16 protein-coding genes are annotated in these 16,215 nt (G+C 51.2%); 8 read left to right on the top strand and 8 right to left on the bottom strand.

Annotated features, from left to right (window positions below):
• Window positions 1-2 precede the first annotated feature (2 nt).
• The 5 genes from FVF72_RS03915 to FVF72_RS03895 all read right to left on the bottom strand — a co-directional run bounded on the left by FVF72_RS03915 (window position 3) and on the right by FVF72_RS03895 (window position 5,577).
• Complete coding sequence (locus FVF72_RS03915; RefSeq protein WP_013294965.1) at window positions 3-512, bottom strand: UGSC family (seleno)protein; 510 nt, start codon at window positions 510-512, stop codon at window positions 3-5.
• Between the two features lie 15 nt (window positions 513-527).
• Window positions 528-2,102 (bottom strand): lysine--tRNA ligase, encoded by a 1,575-nt coding sequence (lysS, locus tag FVF72_RS03910; protein ID WP_013294966.1) that lies wholly within the window; start codon window positions 2,100-2,102, stop codon window positions 528-530.
• A 95-nt stretch (window positions 2,103-2,197) separates the two neighbouring features.
• Window positions 2,198-3,499: a phosphomethylpyrimidine synthase gene (gene thiC / locus FVF72_RS03905; protein WP_013294967.1), complete on the bottom strand. Its 1,302-nt coding sequence runs from the start codon at window positions 3,497-3,499 to the stop codon at window positions 2,198-2,200.
• A 222-nt stretch (window positions 3,500-3,721) separates the two neighbouring features.
• Entirely contained in the window at window positions 3,722-4,651 is a 930-nt protein-coding gene (locus FVF72_RS03900) for a carbohydrate kinase family protein (RefSeq protein ID WP_147671259.1), read from the bottom strand.
• A gap of 71 nt (window positions 4,652-4,722) precedes the next feature.
• Window positions 4,723-5,577, bottom strand: a complete 855-nt coding sequence (locus FVF72_RS03895; protein WP_147671258.1) for a LysR family transcriptional regulator — start codon at window positions 5,575-5,577, stop codon at window positions 4,723-4,725.
• A gap of 128 nt (window positions 5,578-5,705) precedes the next feature.
• On the opposite strand from FVF72_RS03895, the gene hxlB reads away from it, so the two are divergent.
• Window positions 5,706-6,290, top strand: coding sequence for a 6-phospho-3-hexuloisomerase (gene hxlB, locus FVF72_RS03890; RefSeq protein ID WP_013294970.1), 585 nt, complete (start codon window positions 5,706-5,708; stop codon window positions 6,288-6,290).
• Window positions 6,291-6,338: 48 nt separating this feature from the next.
• Here the strand turns inward: hxlB and fdhD are convergent, their stop codons facing one another.
• A complete protein-coding gene (fdhD, locus tag FVF72_RS03885) occupies window positions 6,339-7,091 on the bottom strand; it encodes a formate dehydrogenase accessory sulfurtransferase FdhD (protein ID WP_013294971.1) in 753 nt (250 codons plus the stop codon).
• Between the two features lie 130 nt (window positions 7,092-7,221).
• Between fdhD and nuoE the strand changes: the two genes are divergently transcribed.
• Together nuoE and FVF72_RS03875 are read left to right on the top strand one after the other, a co-directional pair.
• Complete coding sequence (gene nuoE, locus FVF72_RS03880) at window positions 7,222-7,671, top strand: NADH-quinone oxidoreductase subunit NuoE (protein ID WP_147671257.1); 450 nt, start codon at window positions 7,222-7,224, stop codon at window positions 7,669-7,671.
• A gap of 10 nt (window positions 7,672-7,681) precedes the next feature.
• Window positions 7,682-9,544, top strand: coding sequence for an NADH-quinone oxidoreductase subunit NuoF (locus FVF72_RS03875; RefSeq protein ID WP_013294973.1), 1,863 nt, complete (start codon window positions 7,682-7,684; stop codon window positions 9,542-9,544).
• Here FVF72_RS03875 and moaA read toward each other — a convergent pair.
• A complete protein-coding gene (gene moaA / locus FVF72_RS03870; RefSeq protein ID WP_147671256.1) occupies window positions 9,535-10,452 on the bottom strand; it encodes a GTP 3',8-cyclase MoaA in 918 nt (305 codons plus the stop codon). The genes FVF72_RS03875 and moaA overlap by 10 nt on opposite strands.
• 14 nt (window positions 10,453-10,466) lie before the next feature.
• On the bottom strand, window positions 10,467-11,150 hold the full coding sequence (gene mobB / locus FVF72_RS03865) for a molybdopterin-guanine dinucleotide biosynthesis protein B (RefSeq protein ID WP_147671255.1): 684 nt from the start codon (window positions 11,148-11,150) through the stop codon (window positions 10,467-10,469).
• Window positions 11,151-11,222: 72 nt separating this feature from the next.
• Here mobB and fdhF point away from each other — a divergent pair, with 72 nt between their 5' ends.
• From fdhF to fwdD, 5 genes are all read left to right on the top strand, one after another.
• Entirely contained in the window at window positions 11,223-13,886 is a 2,664-nt protein-coding gene (gene fdhF, locus FVF72_RS03860) for a formate dehydrogenase subunit alpha (protein ID WP_147671254.1), read from the top strand.
• A 164-nt stretch (window positions 13,887-14,050) separates the two neighbouring features.
• Window positions 14,051-14,527 (top strand): helix-turn-helix transcriptional regulator, encoded by a 477-nt coding sequence (locus tag FVF72_RS03855; RefSeq protein ID WP_147671253.1) that lies wholly within the window; start codon window positions 14,051-14,053, stop codon window positions 14,525-14,527.
• Window positions 14,505-15,554 (top strand): tungsten-dependent formylmethanofuran dehydrogenase subunit FwdF, encoded by a 1,050-nt coding sequence (gene fwdF / locus FVF72_RS03850; RefSeq protein ID WP_013294978.1) that lies wholly within the window; start codon window positions 14,505-14,507, stop codon window positions 15,552-15,554. Before FVF72_RS03855 ends, fwdF begins: the two co-directional genes overlap by 23 nt.
• Window positions 15,555-15,568: 14 nt before the next feature.
• Window positions 15,569-15,817: a 4Fe-4S binding protein gene (locus tag FVF72_RS03845; protein WP_010877164.1), complete on the top strand. Its 249-nt coding sequence runs from the start codon at window positions 15,569-15,571 to the stop codon at window positions 15,815-15,817.
• Complete coding sequence (fwdD, locus tag FVF72_RS03840) at window positions 15,814-16,206, top strand: tungsten-dependent formylmethanofuran dehydrogenase subunit FwdD (RefSeq protein WP_013294979.1); 393 nt, start codon at window positions 15,814-15,816, stop codon at window positions 16,204-16,206. The genes FVF72_RS03845 and fwdD overlap by 4 nt, the downstream gene beginning before the upstream one ends.
• Window positions 16,207-16,215 lie beyond the last annotated feature (9 nt).

Genomic DNA, 16,215 nt, shown 5'->3' with positions numbered 1-16,215 from the left:
TATCACCTCAGATGGTCCAGTATGGATGGTATCAGTTTCTCAGCCTTTCTCCTCACAGCTTCGGGTTCCAGACCCGCTATGGGGTGTTCCACCTCAACTATTCGAAGACCCGGCATGCCGTGGGCTGATGCCAGCCTTCTGGCGTATTCACTGAAGCGGTCTGAGCAGATGGAGATGGTGGGGACGCCCATACCCTCCAGGCGGATGGCGTCAAGGATCACCCATGTGGTGCAGGAGCCACAGTCACCCAGGGCAAGGATGCAGAGGTCACCCCTGGCAGCCCTCTCTATCTGTTCAGCCTCTGCCGGGGCACCTGCGGGTTTCTCTGACCAGATAAAGTTGAAGCCACTGAGCTCTGATTCCAGAGTTCTCAGTATGATGTCTGCACCGGGCTTTGTGTTATCAAAGAGTGATATGGTCCCGGCATCACCTATACTGTTAACAGGGATCTCATCCATACTGGTGTCTGCCAGGGGGTCCATAACCTCCCTTTCAATGATTTTCACCTTCATCTGACCACCATCATGTCAGGCCTTCAAGCGGAGCCTTTTTACCACGAAGTCCCTTTCAAGTGAAAGGAGGAATGATGCAGCCCTTGGACCCATCTTCTTACCTATCAGAACCTTATATATGGCCTGGAATGCCTTCTGGGGTTTAAGCCCATGCTTTCTCAGTATGCTATACATTTCGTCGTGGAGCTCCTCCGGGCTCATATTCCCTGACTCAAGGACGCATGCAAGTTCCTCTAGGAACTTCCTCTGGGGCTCTGAGAGTTCAACCTGGGGGAGTTCGTCCTGGACATGGAACTTCACGAAGTCTGGGGCATAGAGTTTGAGCCAGTTTTTAACATTTTCAACCCGTTCCCTCAGCTGGGTTAACTGTTTGTCTGTTAAATCTTCAATTTCCCTGTCCATGAACTCATCTGGAAGCTGTGAGTTCCTTTTGAGGATACCGTAGAGCCTTTCAAGGTCTTCCCCTGCGATCTGGTAGGCCACGGTCATGAAGCGGTAGGATGGCCTCAGCGGGAGATCCGGGCCGTCTATCATTGAGACCCGGTAAATCCTTTTGAGTTTCTGCTCCTCCTTCTCTGAGGCAGCCTCCTCCATACCATAGTAGATCCTCTCTGTCCTGTCGAACTGGTCCATGAGGTCAAGGAATGGCATGTCAGGGTTGAAGTCCTTGTGTTTCATGGGTTTACTCCGGAATATGAAGTAGTTGAGGCTCTCGGGGGGTCCTATCTCAAGCCACTGGCCTGGTGTGAAGAATACACCCCTTGACTTGGACATGGCCTCCCCCCTGAGGGTTATCCACTCATAGGGGACCGGGTAGGGGGCAGGGTAATCGAATATCTCCTCTGAGATTATGCTGCTCACATCATATGAGCCACCGCTTGCGGCATGGTCCTTACCGAAGGGTTCGCAGGTGACGCCCAGGATCTTCCACCTCGCGGCCCACTCAACCCTCCAGGTGAGTTTACCGAGCCCTGACTTTATGTCCATCTCCCCATCGAATCCACATTCACAGCGGTACCTCACTGTGTCCCCGCTGAAATCATATGCCTCTGTGGTGTTCACACGCCCGCACCTCTCACAGATGGGGTTGTAGGGGAGCCAGTCATCCCTCAGGGGCCTTTCCCTGAACCTGTTGAATATCTCCCTTATCTCACCGGCCCTCCTCAGGGAGGTTCTTATGTAGTCATTGTAGGCCCCTTCGGTGTACATCAGAGCCCCTGAGTGGTGCTCGACCCTTATCCTGAACCTTTCAAGGGCATCCAGGAAGGGTCTCTGGAAGTGTTCCACGAAACTCTCGCAGCAGCCCTCAGGGCAGGGGATCATGGAGTAGGGCACTCCCAGGTACTTCTCGTAACTTTCTGGGAGGGGATAGGGGACCTTTCTGAGGGGGTCATGGTCGTCTGCTATCCAGACGGTCCTTGATCTGAACCCATCCTTTTCAAGTGACTTTGATATTGAGCTTGCTATGAAAACGTCGCAGGAGTTTCCTATGTGTATCGAGCCTGATATGGATGTTCCGCTTGCAACAACGTGCTCATCAACATCCCTGTCCTTAAGTTCATCGGCTATCCTTTCAATCCAGTGCTTCAAGAAGATCACCTGTAAAAAGCGTGATAGAATCAGTGCAGTAAAAAATGTGTGAACTTCAAAATATATTAATTCTTCTCTAAAAAAGGAGTGGGGGTTCAGTCGAAGATCCTGGTATCTGCACTGTCAAGCCACTCGTTGACAATCTTAACAGCGCAGTACTCACCGCACATGGTGCAGGTGTCTGGATCCTCAGGTGGACGCTCGTCCCTTATGCGCCTTGCCTCTGCAGGGCACATGGCTGCATCGAACTGGGCCTCCCAGTTGAGCTTCTTACGGGCGTTGGCCATTTCAAGGTCCTTCTCCCCACTGTGGATTCCCTTGGCCATGTCACCCACGTAGGCCCCGATCCTTGTTGCAATGACCCCCTCCTTCACATCGTCAGGGTAGGGGAGTGCAAGGTGCTCTGCAGGTGTAACATAGCAGATGAAGTCCGCACCTGCAGCCGCAGATGCAGCGGCACCTATTGATGAGACTATGTGGTCATAGCCGGCCCCTATATCCGTGACTATTGGTCCCAGCATGTAGAATGGGGCTCCACGGCAGAGTTTCTTCTGGAGTATGACGTTGGCCTTTATCTCATTGAGGGGTATGTGGCCCGGCCCCTCAACGATGGTCTGGACACCGGCATCCCTGGCCCTGTCGATGAGTTCACCCAGCACTATGAGTTCTTGGACCTGGGCACGGTCGGTTGAGTCTGCAATGGCACCGGCCCTCATTGCGTTGGCCATGGACATGACAAAGTCGTGTTCCTTGGCTATCTCCAGTATGTAATCGAAGTTCTCATAGAGGGGGTTTTCCAGTCCGTTTTCAACCATCCAGGCTGATACAAAGGCCCCTCCCCTGCTCACAAGGCCACCCTCACGGCCCTGCCTCTTGAGTCTCCTGAGGGTCTCCCTGTTGACACTGCAGTGTATGGCCATGAAGTCTATACCATCCTTTGCCTGCTTCTCAATGGCTTTGAACATGACTTCCTCGTCCATGTAGATGGCAGCGCCCTCCTTCCTTATGGTCTCGATGGCTGCCTGATACACGGGCACGCTTCCAACGGGTATGGGTGAAAGGTCCAGTATGCGTCTCCTTATCTCGTCGAGGTCCCCTCCCACTGAGAGCTCCATGAGGGTGTCTGCCTTGTTTTCAATGGCAACACGGGCCTTTTTCTGCTCCATTTCGAAGTCCACGATGTCGGTGGATGTCCCTATGGTGGCGTTGACCTTGGTCCTTAAACCCTCACCTATACCTACCGGGGCAACATCGTCCCTGTTCAGGTTGCTGGGGATGGCTATTCTCCCACTGGCAACTCCTCTTCTTATGAATTCTGGGGTGACATTCTCCGCCTCTGCCACCGCCTTCATTTCTTCTGTTATAACACCTTTTTTAGCTTCATCCATTTGAGTCATACAATCACCGTCTGGTTTGACCCTTTAACCCGTGCGGGTATGATTGGGATCAGCTGGAATGAGATTCATGCGCATCTTATATTGGTCCAATCCAGTTATAAAAACTATGGGGTTTTAATTTTCTTAATAAAAATTCATGGCCTCTGATGTCAGGGATCTTCATTTAGAATATTGGAACATTCATACTTTATCTGAACCAATGAGGGTCCTTTCCTGCTAAATTTATATTGGGGGGTCATAGCCCCAGTGCCTCTTAAAGCGTCTCACAGCAGATTCCAGATCTGGAATGTTTGTCTGGGTCCCCTCCTCCTCGACTATGAAGGATGCAACTGCAGATGCAAACCTGCCACAGTTCATGAGATCTGCACCGGCAATGTAGGCCCTCATGAACCCTGCCCTGTAGGAGTCACCGGCCCCTGTGGGATCGGCAGCCTCCCGGGGTATTGCATCGATTTTAATGACCTCATCGGCATAGATAATACTTCCATCCCTGCCGTAGGTCTTAACCACAACATCCGGACCCATCTCTATGAGGCCATCAACATCAACCTCCAGTCTGGAGCATATGCGGTCTATCTCGTGGTGGTTACCGAAGAGGATGTCGCATACCCCCACAGCCCTCTCGAGCTGGGTCCTGGAGTACATGTGGAGGTCCTGTCCGGGATCGAAGGATATGGTCTTCCCCAGTGACCTTGCAAATTCACCGCACCTGCAGTTAAAGGAGGGGTCTCCGGTTGCAAGGTGGACCGCCCTGGCAGATTCTATCACTCTGCGCGGGATCTCGCTCTCCCTGAACTGCGCTGCGGCACCCCAGTAGAAGTAGCTTATCTGGTTGTGGTCGGCATCTGTCATCACAAAGGCTGTTGGTGTTGTTTCAGTTTTCACCACAATCATGGAGCTTATATCTATGCCGCTGGCCTCAAGGAGTCTCCTGTACTCTGATCCCTCAAAGTCGCCTCCAACGGCTGATACAAGTGATGTTCTAAGCCCCAGCTTTGACCCCACCAGGGCGACGTTGGCGGCTGCTCCACCATGAAGATTCCTCATCTTCCTTATGGCCGTTGATGAGTTGGGTTCGGGAAATTTATCAAGCTGTATTATGTAGTCAAAGGCGGTATGTCCAACAGCAAGAAGGTCTCTGTCTTCATTCATGGAATCACCCTGAAATATAAATTAACTCTGTCACGGCGACTTATAACATCATTGATTATTCGTTAAACAGATCAGTGTAGCGGTTCAAAACCCGCCTCCAGCACAGCCTCCTGGCCTTCCCCCCTTATGAAATCCATGAATTCCTCAACCCCTTCACTTTCCCGGCAGACCACGGCACTTATAACGTGCCGGGTCTCATTCTTGAGGATTTCAGAGCCACTGAACTGGCTTGCACTGAGGAATGTCCTGAGTTCCTGCTCGTTTTTAACTATCATGTGGGCATGGTATGGGGACCGGACATCCCTCACAATTTCAAAACTGACACCGGAATCTGAGAGCACCTCCCAGGCCAGCCTCTGGGCTGAACCTTTAACGCCAACGAATGATGAGTCATCGAGTTCCCTCATGGTTCTTGCATCGCCACCCACCAGCACCAGGTGGTCATATGCAACCGGCACGAAGTCCAGGCCCCTCTGGTAGGCCTGCAGGGGATCGTCAAGGAAGATCACATCAAGCATGCTTCTTTCTGCAAGGTGGAAGAGGTCATCATCACAGCATGAAAACAGGGATGCCTCCACTCCGGAACCATCAATGAGGACCTCGGCAAGGTTTGATGAGACATAACCCGCCGCGACCATGAGCCTCCCTGAACCACTGAGGACTTTCAGGTGGCGCATGTAGGTTCTGAGGATCTCCATACCCTCGGGTGTGAGTTCTGATCCTGCACCACTGCTTTTTACGAGTTTAACACCCAGGAGAGATTCTGCCCGCAGAACCCTCCTGTTTAAAACCTGTGGTGTCACACCGAGTATCCTTGCAGCCTTCCTCTGGGAGAAGGTTTCCCCGATTACACGGAGGGTCTCAAGGAATCTGTGATCCAGTTCATGGCCGTTGATCTTCATTCCAGGGAGGGGTTCAATATCCATGGGGATACCTCTAATCTGGGTGAATTTCCACCCCCTAACATCATCTGCCTATAGCATGGGCAGCTGGGCTGGAATTATTTTTTACTCTTTATATCTCATGATCCATATATTAGATTACAGGTGTTGCAATGATAATGAGAGAGGCCATCAGGGATATAGTGGATAATCTGGAGAAGATGGAAAGGGAGATTGACGCCGAAACAGTTGATAGATTCATAGACACCCTCACATCCGCAGGAAACGTCTTCGTGCTTGGACTGGGGAGGTCGGGGCTAGTTGCAAAGGCCTTCGCCATGAGACTCATGCATCTTGAGATAAACGTCTTCGTGGTGGGTGAGACCATAACACCCGCAATAAATGAGGGTGATGCACTGATTGCAATATCAGGTTCAGGGAGGACAAGCTACATAGTCAGCGCTGCCAGGATAGCCAGGGAGAGGGGTGCCCAGGTCGTTGCTGTAACCTCACATCCAGAATCAGAACTTGGAGGGATAGCTGACCTCACCGTAACCGTGAGGGGCAGGACAAAGATCGATGGTGAGAAGAACTACATGAAGAGGCAGATACGGGGCAACCATCACTCAAGGACACCACTGGGTACACTATTTGAGATATCAGCCCTCGTCTTTCTGGACGGCCTCATAGCTGAACTCATGCACAGGCTTGATAAGAGGGAGGAGGACCTCAACGAGAGACACAGCGTGTTTGAATAAAATTATGTTTTTAGCATCCGAAAAGCTCAGAATTCAATGGAAAATGTCCTAATCAAGTATTATCCTCTCAGGGTGGCTGTATATGTTGAACCTTCTGCCCCTTACAAATCCCAGCATTGTAAGACCGGTCTTCCCTGCAGCCTCATACCCTGATGATGTTGGGGCGGCGTTCGATGCTATGATGGGAACCCCGGCACGCACAACCTTTATAAGCATATCCGCGGGCATCCTGCCACTGTAGACCATGAAGCTCCTGGAGAAGTTAACACCGTCCATGGCCCCGGAGCCCAGGACCTTATCAACCGCCACATGTCTGCTAACATCCTCAAACACCCTGAATTCATCCCCGGTCACAAGGGCGGCAACATGCGTACCTCCAGTCAGCCTCCACACGGTTGCTGCCTTCACCATCCGCCTGAATGCATCGAATATGTCCTCAGCCCTCACCCTGAAGTCTGAGTCAACTGGTTCCACCATCTCAACCCTCTGCCTCCATCCACCGAAGCAATCAGAGCCCATCACAAGCTCACGCCTTATCTCAAGGTCCTCTGATTCTATCTCAACGTCGATGAGGTTCTCTGTGATATCCATGGATCTTATATCATCCACCGAGTCCACGAGTCCCTCGCCGAGAAGGTAGCCTGTTGCGAATTCCTTAAGGGCAGCGGGACTTGCAGTGAAGCGCTGCTCCAGACCCCCATTTATCCTTATACGCACCTCAAGGTCATTCACGATTCTTTCAGGGACCCTCCGCATCTCGTCATCCACACGGAACGCCTCAACCTCTCTGTAAAGTGACATTCATCCACCACCTATCATCTAAAAACATATATTTTCCCTGGTTTAACAGTTAAACAGATGTTTAATCATTCATCCTAATTAATATGAATGCGACACTAAAATGGATCTCACATTTAAGTGGAGGTTTCTGATGGATAAGGAATTGGAGAGGATATTCTCTGGCTACACAGGCCATGCCTCAGAGATCATACCCATCCTCCAGGATATTCAGGATGTCTACGGCTATCTGCCGGAGCATGCCCTGGAGGAGGTTGCTGGTTTCACAGGGGTCAGTAAAACACATGTATACGGGGTTGCAACCTTTTATGCCCAGTTCAGGTTCAAACCAAAGGGAAGAAAACACATAATGGTCTGCACCGGAACAGCGTGCCATGTAAGCGGGGCCGAACAGGTTCTGGATGCCCTTGAGAGGCACCTTGGCATCGGTGAGGGGGACGTCACAGAGGATATGGAGTACTCCCTGGAATCTGTGGGATGCATCGGCTGCTGCTCCCTGGCTCCATGTGCCATGGTGAACGATGAGGTTGTATCACGCATAAAGCCATCAAGGGTAAGCAAAATTTTCCCAAAAAAGTCTTAGAGTGTTTAAAATGTTTGAAGATACTGCAGGAAGGGCACTGGATGAATACATGTCCCTCTTCAGGGACGAACCGGTGATATTCCTGGGTTCAGCAACCTGTGGAAGATCCGCGGGGGCTCATGAAATAGAGAGGGTATTGCTTGAGAGGGCTTCTGAGCTCTCAGTTGAATGCAGCATTGTACACACTGGATGCATGGGCCTCTGCTACGCCGAACCCATGGTTACCGTATTCAACGGTGATACCCGTGGCGCCATCTATGGACCAGTGAACAGGAGACTTGCAAAGAGGATAATTCAGGAGCTCGCTGATGGTGAAGAATTCTCAGCCATTGGCTCTCTTAATGTGGCCTTCAATGGTGACTCATTTGAACCCTCCTACAGCATTGACTTCATGGAGAAACAGTCAAGGAGGATACTCAGAAGAGGCGGTCTCATAGACCCTGAGAACATCAATCATTACCTGGCGACAGGAGGATACCGGGGGCTCCTCAGGGCACTGGAGATGAAACCTGAGGATATCATTGAAGAGGTTAAGGATTCCGGACTCAGGGGCCGTGGGGGGGCAGGATTCCCCACCTGGCTCAAGTGGAGCCTCTGCCGCCAGGAGGAATCCGATGTGAAGTACCTGGTATGCAACGCCGACGAGGGCGACCCGGGTGCCTTCATGAACCGTTCACTCATAGAGGGGGACCCCCACTCCCTCCTGGAGGGGATACTCATAGCATCATATGCTGTGGGTGCAGAGGAGGCCTACATCTACTGCAGGGCAGAGTACCCCCTTGCCCTTGAAAGACTCAGAACCGCAATATCTGACCTCCGGGATCTCGGACTCCTAGGGGAGGACATCCTTGACTCGGGCTTCAGCCTTGATATAAGGATAAAGGAGGGGGCAGGGGCATTTGTATGTGGAGAGGAGACAGCCCTCATAGCATCCATTGAGGGTAAAAGGGGGATGCCCCGTACCAGACCACCATTCCCAACAACAAGCGGCCTTTGGGGGAAGCCAACTGTTATAAACAATGTGGAGACACTTGCAGCTGTCTCAATGATAATGCAGCATGGTCCAGAGTACTTCAACACCCCGGGAACGGAGGGGAGTCCCGGGACCAAGACCTTCTCCCTTGTGGGAGATGTGAGGAGAACCGGGCTCATAGAGGTCCCCCTGGGCACAAGCCTGAGGGAGGTCATCCACGACATTGGTGGGGGTGTAAGGGACGGTGAGCTCAAGGCCGTCCAGATAGGGGGACCATCAGGCGGATGCCTCCCGGCCGAACTTGTTGACACGGGCATAGACTATGATTCACTGACATCTGCCGGCGCAATAATGGGTTCAGGGGGCCTCGTGGTTTTATCTGACCATACATGCATGGTTGAACTTGCAAGGTACTTCCTTGAGTTCACTCAGCGGGAATCATGCGGAAAGTGTGTCCCGTGCCGTGTGGGTACAAGGCAGATGCTCATGATACTCAATGATATAGTTGAGGGTTCAGGAAGAGAGGAGGACCTGGAGATTCTGAGGGACATCGCAGAAACCGTCAGGGCAGCCTCCCTCTGTGGCCTTGGCCAGACATCCCCCAACCCTGTTCTAACCACACTCAGGTACTTTGAAAGGGAATACCGGGATCACATAAACGGAAAATGCACCGCAGCATCATGCAGCCAGCTCATGCACTACCTCATAGAAGCGGAAAAATGTGATGGATGCATGGCATGCCTGAAGACATGTCCTGCAGACGCCATTGAGGGTTCAAAGGATGAGGTGCATGTTATAGATCAGGAAAGTTGCCTCAAGTGTGGGTCCTGCCTCGACACATGTAAGAGAGATGCTGTTCTGAGGGTTCCAGGACCATACTCCCCGGCCAATCAGGACTGATAGTAGGGGGACCTTCTTCTGATGGCCTCAAGAAAGAGTTCACGGAGACCCTCAAGGTCACCGGAGCTGAGGGCTTCCTTGGTGTCAACCAGGTTGTCATTCCGGAGGAGGCATGGCTTAAGCTTCCCATCAGGGGTTACCCTCAGCCTTGTACAGTTTGCACAGAACCTCGTGTTGTCCATGGGCCTCACAACCTCCACCTCCCCGTCCCCGATGAAGTACTTCTTGCGGTCCTGCATGAACTTCCTTGTCATTATACGGTCAGCCATCTCTGCCAGTTCAGCCTCAATGGGGGTTATGTCGCAGTGGTACCTCTCCACCCCATTATCAGGGCAGCTGTCGGTTTTCAGTAGTTCTATTATCTGCAGCACCGCGCCCTGCTGACGGCAGAACTCGAACATGTCCCATATCTCATGGTGATTGACACCCCTCAGTATCACCATGTTTATCTTGACAGGGTCGAGGCCGGCCATAACGGCACCTTCTATTCCCGCCTTAACCCTCTCAAGGTAGTCCTTCCTGGTTATGAACCGGTAGGTTTCAGGTTTGAGGGTGTCGAAGCTGACATTGACCCGGTCAAGCCCGGCATCCCTCAGGGGGACGCTGAGGTCCTCAAGGAGGGTCCCGTTGGTTGTTATGGAGATATCCCTGAATCCGATACTGTCTATCCTCTCAACTATCTCCACAATATCTTCCCTTATGAGGGGCTCGCCACCTGAAAGCCTTATTTTCTTCACACCAAGGTCAGAGGCCACCCTGCATATGTTCTCTATATCCTCTGGGCTCATCTCCTCCTCTGAACGCACGATTCCGTCCCGGTGACAGTAGATACAGCTGACATTGCAGCGCCCCGTTACAGATATTCTCAGTGATACCAGCGGTCTTCTGTGGTTATCATGGACCTGCATTCTCTACCTCGATATTACTCTGGTCTTTTTATGATGAGATCAACCTTTTGATGTTTAAGGCTTTCTGTATCAAGGGCATCCACCATGCCGAGAACAGTACCTGCTATGAAGTTCTGGACGAAGGGGTTCAGGGGGATGGGTTTTCCATTTATCCTGAGGAGAACCCTATCAGGCTGGCTCTTACAGTCTGTACCATCTGCCTCGCCCTGAACCTTTGCCTTTGCAAACTCTCTGCATGATTCAAAGCCGCACTTACCGCAGTTGAGGTCCTGAAGGAGACCGTAGCTTCTTCTTTCTATGAGCTCAATCAGGTCATCCACTTCATCGATTTTGAATGGATCAACAACCTTCAGGGTGAATTCTCCCGGTGTGGATGTTGATATGTTGGCATACTCCATTGACTTGAAGCCCTCAACCACAAGGAAGTCGATGTCGTCCAGCATCTCAAGGACACCCACAACCTCAGGGAGGTCCATCCCCCTCTCGATAAGGAAGAAGGTTTCCCTTCCAGTTCCTGCAACTATCTCTGCACCGGCCTTCCGGTGCCTGTCAGTGTCCTTGCCTGGAAAATCAAATCCCCCATGGGTGTGCTTGAGGGTCGCGACCCGGTAACCCGCATCCACGAGTTTCCTGACGATTTTCTCAACCAGGGCGGTTTTGCCGGTGTCCTTGGTGCCTGTTATCTCTACTATCCTCATACTTTCACCTCTTCATAAACTTTATTTTATGTGGGGATAAATTTCACTATAAAAAAATTAGCTGAAGATAACATGAAGGGGACTGTAAAATTCAGGATCGATGGAATGGAAGTTGAGGCAGCCCGGGGGATGACGGTTCTCGAGGCAGCCCTTGCAAACGGCATCTATATACCGAACCTCTGTTTCAGGGAGGGTATTGAACCATTTGGGGGCTGCAGGCTCTGTCTGGTTGAGAACAACGAGGGGCGTCTGGTCACGGCATGTGAAACACCTGCAGAGGATGGTTCTGAGTTCATATCAGAGTCTGAAAGGATAAACAGGATCAGAAGAACCACTCTATCTCTGATAATAGCTGACCACAGCAGGGATTGTCTTGCATGCCCCGCATCAGGTGACTGCAGACTCCAGGAGCTTTCATCGTACCTCAACGTATCTGATGGGGACCTTGAGAGGCTGAGGCCTGAGCTTTCAGGGATTGATGTGGATGAATCCAACCCGTTTTTCCTGAGGAACCACGATAAGTGCATCCTCTGCGGCATATGTGTCCGTGTCTGCAGGGGGGTGGGTGCAGAGGCGGTTGATTTTGCATACAGGGGCCATGACACAAGGATAGCCACCTTCATGGACAGGGATATACTTGATTCAAGCTGCGTCTCATGCGGTGAATGCGTCGAGGCATGCCCGGTGGGCGCCCTCCTACCCAGGACTGAGAGGCCCTCCACCGAGGTGAGGACTGTATGCCCCTACTGCGGCGCCGGCTGCGAGATATACCTTGGGGTGAGGGGGAACCGGGTTGTGAGTTCAAGGGGTGTCCCTGATAGCCCTGTTAACCAGGGAAGGCTATGCGTGAAGGGGAGGTTCGCCCTTAAATTTGTAAACAGTCCCGAAAGACTTAAAAAACCCCTGATAAAGGTTGATGGGGAGTTTGTAGAGGTAGAATGGGATGAGGCCATCTCAGTTGTGGCCGAAAGGCTCTCTGAATACACTGGGGAAGAGTTTGCGGCTGTGGCCTCTGCCAAGTGCACCAATGAGGAGAACTATCTGCTGCAGAAGTTCACAAGGGCCGTTATGGGGTCAGGGAACATTGACCACTGCGCAAGGCTATGCCATGCCCCATCACTTGCCGGTCTCAGAATGAGCCTGGGCAGCGGTGCAATGACCAACTCCATATCTGAACTGGGGGCTGCCGGGTGTATACTGGCAGTGGGAACCAACCCAACAGAGACACACCCTGTAACCTCCTACAGGGTAATCAGGGCCCTGAGGTCAGGTGCAAGGCTGGTTGTGGTGGATCCAAGGAAAACCCGGTTATCAGAACTTGCAGATATCCATCTCCAGAACAGACCGGGGTCTGACATCCCACTTTTAATGGCAATGTGCCGCTTCATACTGGAGGAGGGCCTCCACGACAGCGAATTCATAGATTCCCGCACAGAGAAATTTGAGGACTTCAGAGACGCTGTCATGGCCCTGGATCTTGATGAGGTGGAGAGGATAACCGGGGTTAACGTTAAGGACATAAGGAGAGCCGCAATAATGTACGCATCCAATTCCCCGGCATCCATAATATATTCAATGGGCATCACCCAGCACGTTAATGGGACTGGCAATGTGCTTGCACTCAGCAACCTGGCGCTTCTTACAGGTAACATCGGTATAAAATCAGCCGGCATCAACCCGCTGAGGGGTCAGAACAACGTTCAGGGGGCCTGTGATATGGGGGCGCTTCCCGACCTCCTCCCGGGGTATCAGGGCATTGGTGAGGCTGCAGGGAAATTCTCTGAGAAATGGGGTTCACCTATCCCCCCGGCAGGGTTGACACTTCCTGAGATGTTTGATGCCGCAAGGGACGGAAAAATAAGGTGCATGTACATAATGGGTGAGAACCCACTTCTGAGCGAACCTGACATTGAAAGGACCCGGGAGGCCCTTGAGGGCCTTGAATTCCTTGTGGTCCAGGATATATTCCTCACAGAGACAGCCGAACTTGCCGATGTGGTTCTGCCCGCGGCATCCTTTGCAGAGAAGGACGGGACATTCACCAACACCGAGAGAAGGGTTCAGCTTCTGAGAAAGGCGCTGGATGCCCCGGGGGATGCTCTCCCTGACTGGCAGATAATCTCCATGATTGCAGGGCGGATGGGAAGGGAGGACTTTGATTATGAATCAGCGTCCAGAATATTCGATGAGATAAGGGAACTTGTACCCTCATATGCTGGCATCTCCCATGAAAGGCTGAAATCTGGAGGGATACAGTGGCCCTGCACATCAGAGGAGGACGCTGGAACAGGATATCTTCACTCTGAAGAATTCCCAACACCCACAGGAAGGGCATCGTTCCTGCTGCCTGATTACCAGTTCAGGGGGGTCCCGGAGGAGTATCCCCTGGTCCTTGTGACAGGGCGAAACCTCTACCAGTACCACACAAGGTCCATGACTGCAAGGGTGGAGGAACTGGAATCATTCTCAGACCATGAGGAGCTTCTCATGAACCCCGCTGACGCCTCCTCTATGGGTATAAGGGAGGGGGATACTGTTGAGGTCACATCAGAGAGGGGCTCCCTCAGGGTGAGGGCAGGGGTTACAGATGAGGTGATGGAGGGCGTGGTATTCATGACATTCCACTTTGCAGATGCCCCTGCAAATGTCCTCACAGGCGGAGACAGGGACCCCTTTTCAGGGATGCCTGGACTCAAGTTCACACCGGTCAGGGTGTGTCGCGTCCAGCTAAGATAAGATGTGTGCCACCAAAACACTCATTTATATTATTATCTATTGCTGGCTGACCAGGGACGTGTGCTAACAACACACCAATATATATATATTTTTCTATTTGTTTTTTGTAGAAAATTATTATATACATAGTGGTTAAATGTGTGATTAACACACATGGTGACCCTATGCCGAAACATATAGTTTCTGGACTCAAATACATAGCAGCCGTAAACCTAACAAAACAGGGCCATTCACAGAGAGAGATAGCCAAAGCTCTGAAGATAAACAGATCAACTGTTTCTCACTACCTCAACGGGAGAAACCTCTCATGGAGGTCAATAGAGATTGCAAGGGTAATAACAGAGATGTGTCCAAGGGATTTCCTTCTTCTCACCCACTCCCTTACACAGAACACAGAGATGACAAGGACGATAGTGAAGACATGCCAGCAGAGGGAATTCAAGGGAAACGTCAGGAACTCATGTATTGGGTGCGGGCTATGTGTGGACACATGCCTCATGAAGGCCATAACCCTCCGAGACCTCAAGGCACATGTGGATTCCGAATGGTGCTGCGGGTGTCTCATCTGTGTGGATATGTGTCCAACTGATTCTATAGAAATAAAGGAGGTAGAAATTGATGGAAACGACCGAAGTAATTGAAGGTAAGAATATTACCGTGGAGCGGACCGGCGAAGAAAACAGAAAGTTGATCTTCCAGGATTGCCTCTGCGCTGTGTGTGGACTGTGTGGCGAGATATGCCCGGTCAGTGCAATCGAGGTTAACCCAACAGGTGCAATGGTCAGAACAGAACAGGACGAGTCAAAGATACTTATCGATGAGAACAAATGTGTCCTCTGCGGTATGTGCAGTTCAATCTGCCCATTCCAGGCTCTTGACCTTCAGATCGATGGAACATCCATAAAAGAACTTGCAGAATACCCTAAAATCCTTAAATCAGCCGAAATTGATGATGAAACATGCATACAGTGCAAGGCATGTGAAACAGCATGTCCACAGGACGCCATAACCATAACAAGGGAACTTCCAGAAAGGAAGGACCTCATCACAGGTGAAATCGAAATAGACAAGGACACCTGTATATACTGTGGCATGTGCGAGGAAATGTGCCCGGTTGATGCCATAGAGATAGAACACCAGATACCAAGTTCATCAAGCCCAACCGTTGCAACCGACATCAACGTGGACGAGGACAAATGTGTTCACTGCGGAATATGTAAGAGGATCTGCCCTGTTGACGCCATAATGCAGGTCTGCAGGATCTGCCCATACGGCGAATACGAGATAAAGGTCCCTGAGGTTACAGGAACCTCCTACATCGACCCTGAGCTCTGTGTGAACTGCGGCTGGTGCCAGGAGATCTGCCCTGTTGATGCTGCAACAGTGACTAAGCCATTCGAGGGAGAACTGATAATCGACCAGGATACCTGTCAGGCATGTGAGACCTGCGTGATGGCATGCCCATGCAACGTTCTCTCATTCCCGAAACCAGAGAAATCCGGTGAAAAACCAACCAAGCTCTACAAGGACGAAAGATTCTGCATATACTGCGGAGCATGTGAGAGATCATGCCCTGTGAACGCCATAGAGGTTAAGAGGAGCAGAATAAATACAACTCCAATCAAATCAAAGGCATGGAAGAACGCCTTTGAATCACTACTCAAATAAATGGAGGTAATCAGATGGCAATTGGACTTAAGGCATACCCTGAACTCTGCCATGGATGCGGAAACTGTGTGATCGCATGTCCCGTGAACGCCCTCAGAAGCCCGGAAGTTGCCGGTGGAAAGGGCCCAACAGATGATGTTGAGATCATCATGATAGTGGAGGACGGGGTTGTAAACATAAAAAACCCTGACCTTTGCGGAAAATGCGGCACATGTGTTGAAAGCTGCCCTGTGGACGCAATAAGACTGGAGGAGTTAGAATGATGGTCATACTCAACACAGGAAGGACAATATGGCAGGGACAGGCCATAGAATCAGGTAAGGATCTTAAAATGTACGTGGATGCAGCTGCAATAATTCAGATGAACGCTGACATGATGAAGCAGCTCGGGATAAACGAAGGAGACAACGTCAAGGTCATATCAGAATATGGAGATGTGGTTGTCAAGGCTGTTGAAGCAAAGGAACCACTACCAGATGGAATGGTCTACATACCAATGGGCCCATGGGCCAACAGGGTCATAAGACCAGATACAGATTCAACAGCAACACCCAGCTTTAAGAATGTACCGGTGGAGATCATACCCACCGATGAAGAGGTTCCTGACATGCCCACCCTCATGAAGGTCTACGGTAAGGTAGGTCAGATTTAATTGGTTCAG

It is taken from the genome of Methanothermobacter sp. KEPCO-1 (genome assembly GCF_008033705.1).
Lineage (GTDB): Archaea > Methanobacteriota > Methanobacteria > Methanobacteriales > Methanothermobacteraceae > Methanothermobacter > Methanothermobacter marburgensis.
This window is presented reverse-complemented; position numbering and strand designations above follow the sequence as displayed.